The 12,390-nt window shown below is 59.3% G+C and carries 10 protein-coding genes; 7 read left to right on the plus strand and 3 right to left on the minus strand.

From position 1 onward, the window contains the following. The first annotated feature begins 40 nt into the window (after positions 1-40). The 6 genes from F475_RS22240 (at position 41) to F475_RS22265 (ending at position 5,924) form a co-directional block, all read left to right on the plus strand. Positions 41-787 carry an amino acid ABC transporter permease gene (locus tag F475_RS22240; protein WP_018926619.1) on the plus strand — a complete coding sequence of 249 codons (747 nt, stop codon included), beginning with the start codon at positions 41-43 and terminating at the stop codon, positions 785-787. Next, a complete protein-coding gene (locus F475_RS22245; RefSeq protein WP_111454729.1) occupies positions 787-1,458 on the plus strand; it encodes an amino acid ABC transporter permease in 672 nt (223 codons plus the stop codon). The genes F475_RS22240 and F475_RS22245 overlap by 1 nt, the downstream gene beginning before the upstream one ends. Then, positions 1,455-2,189: an amino acid ABC transporter ATP-binding protein gene (locus F475_RS22250; protein ID WP_018926621.1), complete on the plus strand. Its 735-nt coding sequence runs from the start codon at positions 1,455-1,457 to the stop codon at positions 2,187-2,189. Before F475_RS22245 ends, F475_RS22250 begins: the two co-directional genes overlap by 4 nt. A gap of 170 nt (positions 2,190-2,359) precedes the next feature. After that, positions 2,360-4,261, plus strand: a complete 1,902-nt coding sequence (locus F475_RS22255; protein WP_064616311.1) for a sensor histidine kinase — start codon at positions 2,360-2,362, stop codon at positions 4,259-4,261. Further along, positions 4,258-5,586, plus strand: coding sequence for a sigma-54 dependent transcriptional regulator (locus F475_RS22260; RefSeq protein WP_019651348.1), 1,329 nt, complete (start codon positions 4,258-4,260; stop codon positions 5,584-5,586). Before F475_RS22255 ends, F475_RS22260 begins: the two co-directional genes overlap by 4 nt. 8 nt (positions 5,587-5,594) lie before the next feature. Next, on the plus strand, positions 5,595-5,924 hold the full coding sequence (locus F475_RS22265) for a GlpM family protein (RefSeq protein ID WP_172901245.1): 330 nt from the start codon (positions 5,595-5,597) through the stop codon (positions 5,922-5,924). A 77-nt stretch (positions 5,925-6,001) separates the two neighbouring features. Here F475_RS22265 and F475_RS22270 read toward each other — a convergent pair whose 3' ends face one another. The 3 genes from F475_RS22270 to F475_RS22285 form a co-directional block, all read right to left on the minus strand. Further along, on the minus strand, positions 6,002-6,910 hold the full coding sequence (locus F475_RS22270) for a hypothetical protein (protein WP_111454730.1): 909 nt from the start codon (positions 6,908-6,910) through the stop codon (positions 6,002-6,004). Continuing rightward, complete coding sequence (locus F475_RS22275; RefSeq protein ID WP_111454731.1) at positions 6,907-7,602, minus strand: hypothetical protein; 696 nt, start codon at positions 7,600-7,602, stop codon at positions 6,907-6,909. The genes F475_RS22270 and F475_RS22275 overlap by 4 nt, the downstream gene beginning before the upstream one ends. 224 nt (positions 7,603-7,826) lie before the next feature. Continuing rightward, a complete protein-coding gene (locus tag F475_RS22285; protein WP_111454732.1) occupies positions 7,827-8,861 on the minus strand; it encodes an alpha/beta fold hydrolase in 1,035 nt (344 codons plus the stop codon). A gap of 250 nt (positions 8,862-9,111) precedes the next feature. Here F475_RS22285 and F475_RS22290 point away from each other — a divergent pair, with 250 nt between their 5' ends. Beyond that, complete coding sequence (locus tag F475_RS22290) at positions 9,112-12,318, plus strand: hypothetical protein (RefSeq protein ID WP_111454733.1); 3,207 nt, start codon at positions 9,112-9,114, stop codon at positions 12,316-12,318. The last annotated feature ends 72 nt before the right edge of the window (positions 12,319-12,390 follow it).

The following is a 12,390-nucleotide window of genomic DNA, read 5'->3' on the forward strand; positions in this document are numbered from 1 at the left end:
CGGGCACTTGTACATCGATCGAATCCGAGGGGAGACCCTAATGAATTACAACTGGGACTGGGGCGTGTTCTTCAAGTCCACCGGCGTGGGCAGCGAAATTTATTTCGACTGGTACCTCTCCGGTTTAGGCTGGACCATCGCCATCGCCGTCGCCGCCTGGATCATCGCGCTGCTGCTGGGCTCGATCCTGGGTGTCATGCGCACGGTGCCGAATCGCATCGTATCGGGCATCGCGACCTGCTACGTCGAACTCTTCCGTAACGTGCCACTGCTGGTGCAGCTGTTCATCTGGTACTTCCTGGTGCCCGACCTGCTGCCGCAAAACCTGCAGGACTGGTACAAGCAGGACCTGAACCCGACCACCTCGGCCTTCCTCAGTGTCGTCGTGTGCCTGGGCCTGTTCACCACGGCCCGGGTTTGCGAACAAGTGCGCACCGGTATCCAGGCGCTGCCCCGCGGCCAGGAATCCGCTGCCCGCGCCATGGGTTTCAAGCTGCCGCAGATCTACTGGAACGTACTGCTGCCCCAGGCTTACCGCATCATCATTCCGCCGCTTACTTCGGAATTCCTGAACGTGTTCAAGAACTCCTCCGTCGCGTCGCTGATCGGCCTGATGGAGCTGCTGGCGCAGACCAAACAGACCGCCGAGTTCTCCGCCAACCTGTTCGAAGCCTTCACCCTGGCAACGCTGATCTACTTCACCCTGAACATGAGCCTGATGCTGCTGATGCGCGCGGTCGAGAAGAAAGTCGCCGTGCCGGGCCTGATTTCCGTAGGGGGTAAATGATGGAATTCGACTTCTCGGGCATCATTCCGTCCCTGCCGGGTATGTGGAACGGCATGGTCATGACCCTCCAGCTGATGGCCCTGGGCGTGAGCGGCGGGATCATCCTCGGCACGGTCCTGGCGTTGATGCGCCTGTCCCACAACAAACTGCTGTCGAACATTGCCGGCGCCTACGTCAACTACTTCCGCTCGATCCCGCTGCTGCTGGTCATCACCTGGTTCTACCTGGCGGTGCCGTTCGTATTGCGCTGGATCACCGGCGAAGACACCCCGATCGGCGCGTTCACCTCGTGCATCGTGGCGTTCATGATGTTCGAAGCAGCGTACTTCTGCGAAATCGTCCGGGCCGGGGTGCAGTCGATTCCCAAGGGCCAGATGAGTGCCGCCCAGGCCATGGGTATGACGTATGGCCAGATGATGCGGTTGATCATCCTGCCGCAAGCGTTCCGCAAGATGACCCCGCTGCTGTTGCAACAAAGCATCATCCTGTTTCAGGACACCTCGCTGGTCTACGCGGTCGGCCTGGTGGACTTCCTCAATGCCTCGCGTGCCAGTGGCGACATCATCGGCCGCTCCAATGAGTTCCTGATCTTCGCAGGTCTCACGTACTTCATCATCAGCTTTGCCGCCTCGCAGCTGGTCAAGCGTCTGCAAAAAAGGTTCGCCGTATGATCTCTATCAAGAACGTCAACAAGTGGTATGGGGACTTCCAGGTACTGACTGATTGCAGCACCGAGGTCAAAAAAGGCGAGGTGATCGTGGTGTGCGGGCCGTCCGGTTCCGGCAAATCCACCCTGATCAAGTGCGTCAATGCACTGGAACCGTTCCAGAAAGGCGACCTGATCGTCGATGGCACGTCCATCGCCGATCCGAAGACCAACCTGCCGAAACTGCGTTCGCGGGTGGGCATGGTGTTCCAGCATTTCGAACTGTTCCCGCACCTGACCATCACCGAAAACCTGACCATCGCGCAGATCAAGGTGTTGGGTCGCAGCAAGGAAGAAGCCACCAAGAAAGGCCTGCAACTGCTTGAGCGCGTCGGGCTGTCTGCCCATGCGCATAAGCACCCGGGCCAGCTTTCCGGTGGCCAGCAACAGCGTGTGGCGATTGCCCGTGCGCTGGCGATGGACCCGATCGTCATGCTGTTCGACGAACCGACCTCGGCACTGGACCCGGAAATGGTCAACGAAGTGCTGGACGTGATGGTGCAACTGGCCCACGAAGGCATGACCATGATGTGCGTGACCCACGAAATGGGCTTCGCCCGCAAGGTCGCGGACCGGGTGATCTTCATGGACGCCGGCAAGATTATCGAAGACTGCAGGAAAGAAGAGTTCTTCGGCGACATCAACGCCCGCTCCGAGCGTGCGCAGCATTTCCTCGAGAAGATTCTGCAGCACTAAGAAGGAAGGCACCGCTCCCCTAATTGTGGGAGCGGGCTTTTGTGGCGAGGGGGCCGCTGTGGCGAGGGGGCTTGTCCCCCTCGCCACAAAAGCCCCCTTGCCATACAGCAACTCCCACGGGGCCCGTGGGGATATGGATATTGTGTTGTGGTTGACCCAAGGCATCTGTGATGAAATGCGACTCCACTCTCTATCGCGCCGCGCCGCCATCACTCGCCGTGAAACCCCGTTTGATTCGCCATCTGTTCCTGCCGCCGCTGATCATCGCCCTGATGATCGGATTGGGTTACATCGGCTTCTGGGTCAGTGAACACTACGGCATTCGCAGCCTCAGCGAGAATGGCCAGCGTCAGCTGGAACTGCACGCGCGCGCCGTCGAAAGCGAGATCAGCAAATACACCTACCTGCCCAGCCTGCTGGAACTCGAATCGAGTGTTTCCCAGCTGTTGGCAGACCCGTCGCCGGAACTGCGGCAGAGGGTCAACGAATACCTCGAAGGCCTGAACCGGCGCAGCCGCAGTCGGGCCATTTATGTGATGGACACCACCGGACGCGTACTGGCCACCAGCAACTGGCGCGATGTCGACAGTTATCTGGGCGAAGACCTGTCCTTCCGCGCCTACTTCCAGAACGCCGTGCGCGGCCAGCCGGGGCGGTTCTACGGCATCGGCAGCACCAGCGGCGAACCCGGCTATTACCTGGCTCATGGCCTGGAGGAACATGGCAAGATCACCGGCGTCGCGGTGGTCAAGGTGCGCCTCGAAGCCATGGAAGAACGCTGGCAGCGCGCGCGCCTGGAAGCGTTCGTCAGCGATGAGAACGGCATCATCATCCTCTCCAGCGATCCGGCGCGGCGGCTCAAGTCGGTGCTGCCGTTGAGCGACGACACCAAGGAACGCCTGGCCCGCAGCCTTCAGTACTACTGGTATCCGCTGAATGAACTGCAACCGCTGGCCCGAGAGAAACTGGCTGAAGGCGAGGAAAAACTGACCTTCCCCGCCAACAGCGAACTGGTGTCCGATGAAGAGAACATCAGCTACCTGTCGCAAACCCGGCCGCTGAGCGACACCCCATGGAATTTCACCCTGCTCACGCCCCTGCAAGACCTGCGGCGTGAAGCGATCAATCAGGGAATCCTGGTGGCGGTGGCGTTTGCCCTGGTGGCCTTCCTGCTGATCGCCTGGAACGAGCGGCGCAAAGTGATCGCCACCCGCCTTGCGGCGCGGGAAGCCTTGCAGGAAGCCAACAATCAACTGGAGCGTCGGATTACCGAACGCACCACTGACCTGCGTGCCAGCAACGAACGGCTCAAGGGGCAGATTCGTGAGCGTCGGCAGGCTGAAGAAACCTTGCGCCGCGCTCAGGATGAACTGGTCCAGGCCGGCAAACTGGCGGCCATCGGCCAGATGTCCACCAGCATCGCCCACGAATTGAACCAACCGCTGGCAGCCTTGCGGACCTTGTCCGGCAATACCGTGCGCTTTCTGGAGCGCGGTCAGCTGGATGTGGCCAGCACCAATCTCAAGACCATCAATGAACTGATCGACCGCATGGGCCGGATTACCGCCAGCCTGCGTTCCTTCGCCCGACGCGGCGATGACCAGGGCCAGGCCAGCCTCGGCAAAGGCGTGGACGCCGCCCTGCAACTGCTGGGCAGTCGGATGGAAAGCGTGCCGCTGCAACTGCATCGCGATTTCACCGACGTGCAGGTGCAGATCGACCAGACCCGTCTGGAGCAGATCCTCGTCAACCTGATCGGCAACGCGCTCGATGCCATGCAGTCGCAGCCCCAACCGACGTTGTGGCTCGAAGGCGAGGAATACGACGGCAAGTATCGCCTGCGGGTGCGCGACAACGGCCACGGCATCGATGCCGAAGCGCGCAAGCATCTGTTCGAACCATTCTTCACCACCAAGCCCGGCGAACAGGGCCTGGGCCTCGGCCTGACCCTGTCGGCGAGCCTGGCCGCCGCCACGGGCGGGCATCTGGGTGTCGAACACCCGGCCAGCGGTGGCACCACCTTCGTCCTCAGTTTACCGTTGGTAAGCCCTACTCCCGCCGAGCCAATATGAACAACGACCTAAGTGTGCTGATCGTCGAAGACGACCCCCATGTGCTGCTCGGTTGCCAACAGGCACTGACGCTCGAAGACATTCCCTGCATCGGCGTCGGCAGCGCCGAAGAAGCGCTGGAGCGGGTGGGCGATAACTTCGCCGGCATCGTCATCAGCGACATCCGCCTGCCGGGCATCGATGGCCTGGAACTGCTGACCCGGCTCAAGGCCCGTGATCGCAGCCTGCCGGTGGTGTTGATTACCGGCCACGGCGACATCTCGATGGCCGTCGGCGCGATGCAGAAAGGCGCCTACGACTTCATGGAGAAACCCTTCTCCCCCGAACGCCTGGTGGACGTCGCCCGCCGTGCACTGGAGCAACGCAGCCTGGCGCGGGAAGTCACCTCGTTACGTCGCCAACTGTTCGAGCGCGATTCCCTCGAAGGCCGGATCATCGGTCGCTCGCCGGCCATGCAGAACCTGCGGGAACTGATCGCCAACGTCGCCGATACGTCGGCCAACGTGCTGATCGAAGGCGAGACCGGCACCGGCAAGGAACTGGTTGCACGTTGCCTGCACGACTTCAGCCGTCGGCACAGCAAACAGTTCGTCGCGCTGAACTGCGGTGGCCTGCCGGAGAACCTGTTCGAAAGCGAAATCTTCGGCCACGAGGCCAACGCTTTCACCGGTGCCGGCAAACGGCGGATCGGCAAGATCGAACACGCCGATGGCGGCACGCTGTTCCTCGACGAAGTGGAAAGCATGCCGCTGCCGTTGCAGATCAAGCTGCTGCGGGTGCTGCAGGAACGCACCCTCGAACGCCTGGGTTCGAACCAGAGCGTGGCGGTGGATTGCCGGGTGATCGCCGCGACCAAGTCCGACCTGGATGAGTCGAGCAAGGCCGGCGAGTTTCGCAGCGACCTGTATTACCGCTTGAACGTGGTCACCCTGGAACTGCCGCCGCTGCGCGAACGCCGCGAAGACATCCTGCAATTGTTCGAGCACTTTTTGCAGCAGTCATCCCTGCGCTTCGACCGCTCGCTGCCTGAACTGGACAACCAGACCGTGTCGATTCTGATGAGCCACGACTGGCCAGGCAACGTGCGCGAACTGCGCAACGTCGCCGAACGCTTCGCCCTCGGTCTGCCGGCCTTCAAGAAGACCGGCGCCAGCGGCAGCAATCAGGGCCTGGCCTTCGCCGAAGCGGTGGAAGCCTTCGAACGCAACCTGCTCAGTGACGCCTTGCAGCGCAGCGGCGGCAACCTGACCCAAGCCAGCCAGGAACTGGGGATGGCCAAGACCACACTGTTCGACAAAGTGAAGAAATACGGGCTGAGCCACTGATGGACCTGATTTTCAAAGCAACCCTGGGCGCGGCGGTGGTGGTGATCCTCGCCATGCTGGCCAAGACCAGAAACTATTACATCGCAGGCCTGGTGCCGCTGTTTCCGACCTTTGCGCTGATCGCTCATTACATCGTCGGCAAAGGGCGTTCACTGGATGATCTGAAGACCACCATCGTGTTTGGCATGTGGTCGATCATTCCGTACTTCGTCTATCTGGCGACCTTGTATGTGATGGTCGACCGGATGCGACTGGAGGCTTCGCTAGCGGTGGCGGCAGTGGCGTGGTTGATGGCGGCGACAGTGCTGGTCAGCGTGTGGGTGCGCCTGCACGGCTAAATTCAAAAAAATCGCGGCCTGCTGCATTTGCATACACCTGCAGGAGCTGCGAAGGCGGCTCCTGCAGGTGTAAGTGGTTACTGCCCGTAAACCTTCTGCAACTGCGTTGGTGTCAACGCATCCTCAAACGGCACCGGCACCGATTTCACCGCCCCGTAGAGGTTGCGATAACGCCAATAGTTTCCGTTGTTGGCCAGTTGATAACCACGCTCGACCACTCGCTGGCCATCAAGGTTATAACGCAAGGTTTCCTGGGCGGTCGCTGGTGGTGTCGGCTGCATCAGGTCAGTGGCCAGAACCCGCATCGATTCATCGATACACTCGTCGAGCACCGCCGTGACCTTAGCCAAATCGAGGTCGCCGTCGTCGATGCACTGCTTGCCACAGCGCCGAATCGGCTGGCTGACGACTTCGATCCGCATGCGATACAGCGCCGAACCGGCAATATCCTGGACCTGCACCTGATTGATCAGCACGAAACTGCCGCGATCGGGGGTAAGCATCAGTTTGGGCTCAATCACCAGGCGTGCGGTGACCTGCCCTTCTCCTTGCTTGAACCCGGCCGCTTGCGAAGCCTGTTGATAGCGCTGTTGCAGGCGCTCCTGCAATGGAACGCCTGCAAGCAAGTCGGCCATCGGTCGCGCCTCGTTGAGCGCGGTTTTTTCCGCATCGCGCTGCAAGCTGCCGCTGCCCATCTGGGTGTTGATCAGGCTGGCCACCAGCAAACCGGCAAGCCCGGCACCGTTGCCTGAACTGGCCACCAGATTATGACTCGACGACGCAGCCTTCAAGGCCGCCTGCGAGTCAATCACGGTGCTGGCACCCACAAAGGATGGCGGCAACTGCACGTCGACCTTAAGCCCGTGGGCCTGGATGTAAGGCAAGGCACTCTGGTCCTTGAAACCGGCCTCAGGAGCCGGTTTTTGCGCACACCCCGTCAGCATCAGCAGGGCCAGCGCACCCGCCACTATGGGCAGGCGCGTCATTGCGCGAACGGGGTGATCATTTGCTGACGGCTATTGTCCATAGCCTGATAGAACGCGTTGGACAAGTTGGTATAGGTCGGCTCGTCCCATTCGCCCTGGGCGGCTTGCGTAGCGACAAAGGGTTTGAACCACAGCAGTTTGTTGTCTGCCAGATCGATCACCATGCCCTGTCCGCCCACCTGCGCCATCGGTACGCTGGTCGGCACAACGCTGTAGTAGCTGCGGGTGGCACCGGTGGCGTAGACATTCACCAGCAGCAGACGATCGACGCCGTAGGCGGCCTTGACCGGCGTCATGTCACGGGTCATGTAGCCTTCGCGGAAACTGGTTTCCTTATACGCATTCAGGTCGACCGGCTCGTTGATCCGCTTGGCTTTGTAACCCTTGGCCTGCAGCTTGGCGACAAGGACATCCGGCAAGGTGTGAAGGTCGCCCACTTGCCATTTTGCGACGTTGTCACTGAGCTTGCTGTTAACGCCCTTGTTGATGGCGTAATCGAGAATCCCCTGATTGCCGGTCAACGCCAGCACCGGCTCCGGCACCACAGTGATCGCCACGCCAATAGTAGGTTCTTTGGCATCCCAGAACTGCTGGTCCAGCGGTACTGGAGGTTGCACGTGGGCACAACCGGTGAGGGTCAGGCAGGCGAACAACATCAGTGCTGCCCAGGTGCGTAGAACGTGAAGATTCATGGATCAAGTCCCTATGATTATTAACGATGCTGCTTATGTCGGCAGCATCGGCAAAAACTGTAGTGGCACATTGATATATTTTGCAACCGCCCGAGGGGCCACAGCGCGCAGCAGATCCCTTGTGGGAGCGGGCTTGCTCGCGAAGGCAGTGTGTCAGTCGACATCTGCTTTGACTGATACACCGCCTTCGCGAGCAAACCCGCTCCCACAATTGGATTTGGGTGTTACAGAAGATTGCGTTCGGCCACGGGATCAATCTGCACCCAGTGCGAAGTATCTTCGCGATGGGCCTGCAAATACGGCAACACCGCCGCCAGCAACGGTGCCTTGAACGCTTCCTGAAAACGATGGGCCAGCCCCGGAATCAACTTCAACTGACTGCCACGAATGTGTGCCGCCAGATGCACGCCATGCATCACCGGCAACAACGGATCAGCGGTGCCGTGAACCACCAGCGTCGGCACGCGCAGTTGGTTGAGCAGATCTACACGACTGCGCTCGGCAAGGATCGCCATGATCTGGCGCTTAACGCCTTCCGGGTTAAACGCCCGGTCATAAGACAGCGCCGCTTGATGCAGCAACGCCTGCCGATCATCAGTGACCGAAGGACTGCCCAGCGCCGCCAGCAAATCAGCCTGTTGCTCCAGCGCCACTTCACGATTCGGCGCACCGCGTCGCGCGAGCAACTGCACCAGCGCCGCACTCGGCGCCGGCAAGCCTTCGGCACCCGAGCTGGTCATCAGCAACGTCAGGCTCTCGACCCGCTGCGGCGCCATCGCCGCCAGATGCTGGGCGATCATCCCGCCCATGCTGGCGCCCAGCACGTGAAATTGCTCGACGTGCAAGGCGTCCATCAACCCCAGTGCATCGTCGGCCATGTCGGTCAGCGTATAAGGCGCGGCCACCGGTAAACCGAGTTTGTAGCGCAGCACTTCGAACGTCAGGTTGGCCTCGGCCGGTGCCTGGCGCCAAGTGGACAGGCCAACATCGCGATTGTCATAGCGAATCACCCGGAAACCCTGCTGACACAACGCGACCACTACCTCATCCGGCCAGTGAATCAACTGCCCGCCCAGGCCCATTACCAGCAACAACGCAGGGTCGGACGCACGGCCGATGCTCTGGTACGCCAGACTCACCTGATCCAGATCGACCCGTTCGGTCGGAACATTGACATCGCAACGAGACGCCGCCAAAGACGGGAAATTGAACAACACAGCGATCAGAAAGACCGCTGTGGATAAAAATCGTGCACGCATGAAAAACACCGAAACGCAGAACTCCAGTAGAGCGCGAGTCTGATGAAGTTTGTTCAAGCGCGCTGCCACAGTTACGTGACAGTTTGATGAAGAGTGCTGAACGGTTGTGGGGCATGCGGGCCCACCGCTCATCGGAAAACAACCTCAGCCTGTTATTTATGACAGTTGCCAGCCGCCAGCTTCGAGCCTTCAATCCTCTGACGCACCAATGCCCAGCGGTTCAGGCACCATCTCAAAATCGGAGCATGCTATGAGCGCTTTTACAGCAGAACAATTGGCCGCACTGCAACACGAAAGCCCGCAGCAACCGGTCGATCCGTTCGCAGAGATCAAGTCAGAGGGGGTATTTACGCAGGATGGAATACTCAATCTGTATCCTGCCCTGATTCCTGGCTGGCACAAGGTCGACTATCCCGTGGCATCGTACGGGGTCAACGCTGACGAAACGGCTGGCGCCGGAATTGGCTGGCTGATTCTCTTCCACTCCTACGAATTGATGGCGGCGCAAGACACGATACGGCTGTACATGGGCAAACGCCTTGAGCCGGGTCAAGTCCCGGATCCGACAGAGGAAGGTACCCTGATCAAGACAGTCGTGGTCCCTTCCGATCACAACAACCAGGACGTACTCAGCCTCATTCCCAGAACCGCCATTGAAAGACCGGGCATCCACCGGTTGTGGTACACCGTCGACCGCACCAGTGGCAATGGTCCCGAGTCCTCGGACGGAATCGTCGTATGGTTCAAGCCGACCTTCCCGGACAGCCTCGATCCGACGGGCAACTCCAGCGAACGAGTGCCCTTGCAAGCCCCTGAATTCCCATCGATTATCGATCAGGCGATGGTTGAGAGAGGCGTTGATTTCATCATTCCGCGCTGGCCGATCATGAGCCCGGGGGACACAGTTTTGATGACTGTAGGCAATCAGCTCGTCGCTTACGTGATCAAGCCCGAAGAGATTGATCAGGACATCACGATTTTTGTCCCATCATCCGTTCTTGAATTGATAGGGCCTGCCAAGCCATTGCTCGTCAGTTACAGAATTCACGATCAGGTGTACAACAGCAGCCACACTTCAAAAATTGGTGACGGGGAGCTGGTTCCGGATAAAACCTATCTGGACATGTGCTGGGTAAATGAAACGGTGGATGACGTGTTGTTCATCGACACTCTCGATGGCCATCCAATGGAAGTTGTCGTGCCCGTTAAAAGGGGGGACGCCATCACCGGGGACACCGTGGAGCTCAAGCTTTATGACCCCAGGACCGAATTTTCACGTCTCTTTGGTCCCCTGATCTACAGGACACCCAGCGTAACGTTCCCTGTTCCCTATGCGGTCGTGAAGCAACTCGCCCCTGCGACCATAACGCTGAGTTACGAACGCATCAGAATCGAGAAAGGCGAGAAGATCCGCACGCCGTCCTACCCGTACTCTCCCGAGCTGATCGGCGAAAAATATCGCGGGCCCGCCCCTACAGCCCCCCAGGCCCATGGCGGCGTACTGTCGCCAGACCTTGCAGAGACCGTTGTGTATGTCGGCCCGGACATCAAGGGGCTTGAAATTGGCGATAAGGTAACGTTGACCTGTCTGAGCACGAGCGCAGGTGGCACCACTCGCCTGCAAATAGAAGAGAGGTTTGTCACTCGTTCGATGGTGATCCCAGGGGCGGGAATCATCGTGCCGTTCGAGATCGACACGAGGCACTTTGACACGTACCTGAGTGGCTCATTCAAGGCTACTTACACCGTAACCGGGGAAAATCACCTCGCCCCCCTGGAATCTCATGCTTTGCTTTTGCACATCGGCCCCGTCCAAGACACCTTGGATGTCGTCAATGTCGGCAAGGACGAAAACGGTGTACTCGATCCCAAGGATATTCCCTTCGGCACTCCGGCCATTTGCCCGGCAAAGGCCCATACCCAGGTCGGCGACACGGTTTACCTTCAGGTGTGGACCGCTGACGACAGACTCGTCTGGGTCGACTCGCTACCCATTACCGCCGCTCACATCGGTAAGGACATTGAGTTCAGATTGACGTTCGAACTGATCGACTCGCTGAACCACCAGGTCATCCGTATCGACTGGTACATTGAACGTAACCGAGCACTGCCGCTGACGGCGCCCGAACTGGAGTTACGCGTTGGGGATGTAGCTCTGGAGCTCCCGCCTCCAACGCTCGTTGAGGTGTCCTCCGGCAACCGAATCAATCCGCGGCTTACCGAAAAAAGCACGACCGTCGAAATCACCTATAAAGGCATGTCCGCCGCCCATCGTATCGCTCTGATCGTGATTGGCCGCGCCGGCTTGGGCAGCCCTGTCGTGGCCACGCAGCCAGGTAACGCCAACGGTACGCTACTGATCGAATTGCCACTGACGACAGTGCCCGCCAACCTGCGTCACTTCATGAAACTTCGATACCGTGTGTCCCAGCCCGAACTACCTGACCAATACTCCGGCGTCACCACTTATGAAGTCACCGCTGTACCCGATGAAGCCATCGTGTTTCCGAGCCTCAGCATTGCACAAGCGCCGGATCACAAGACGCTGGACCTCAGCACGTTTCAAGGCGATGCGCGCTGGAGTCTGGCGCGCTGGCTATTTATCGCCATAGGGACCCGAATGCGCGTGGCCTTGGGTGGAAGCAATGCGGCGGGAGCCGATCATCCCATCATATTGTTCGATGGCGTGATTACTGCCGATCATGTGACAAGTGGGTTGAGCGGAGTCATCAACCGTCAGCAACTTGAACTGTTCAAGGATGGCGGTCAGGTGATGGGGCTTTCGATTGCGAACTTCAACAACAAGGGTGGCGTCGACACGTTTTTCCCTGTTCGTGAGTTAACACTCCTGAACAAGACCTGGAGTCTGCTCATCAATAGAGCGATCGATGCCAATACAAACGCTTCGATTCCCAACGGCGGCAGCACCAAAACCAATCGCGTGACGTTGTCCGGCACGGGTAAACCGGATAGCACACTTACACTGTTCCAAAACGATAATGTCCCGAAACCCATCGACTCATTCAAAGTGCCCGACAGCGGCAACTGGAGTTACACCGTCACAGTAACGGCCTCGTCGTTTTATCGACTTACCGTTATGGAGCAACCCACAGGGCGAACCTCGAACCTGTGGACGTTCAGTGTATTGGCACCCGAACCGGCTCCCGTCAGACCGCACATATTACTGGCGCTTAATGCAAGAGGTCAGAGCCTGTATGACTACCAGCACACAAGGACGACCGGTATCAGCGTGAATGGCGTTGCCGCGCCCGGTGCAATGGTGCAGATATTGCTCAATGGGATCGTCGTTCAGGACCGCGTTTACGTGGGCACTAATGGCTTCTGGCAGTCTGTCCTTTTTGGAGTGGGTTCTGGCACACACCAGCTCAGCGTAAGAGGCTTGTATGGCAACTATCCCGTTTCGCTGGTGTTCACACAGTCGGTGACCTACGGCTAGGGTACTGAGCGGTCGTATTCAAGACCAAGTCGCCTGCTTCGCGAGCAAGCCCGCTCCCACAGGATTGATGTC

Origin of the sequence: Pseudomonas sp. URMO17WK12:I6, from assembly GCF_003253625.1 — a bacterium.
Taxonomy (GTDB): Bacteria; Pseudomonadota; Gammaproteobacteria; order Pseudomonadales; family Pseudomonadaceae; genus Aquipseudomonas.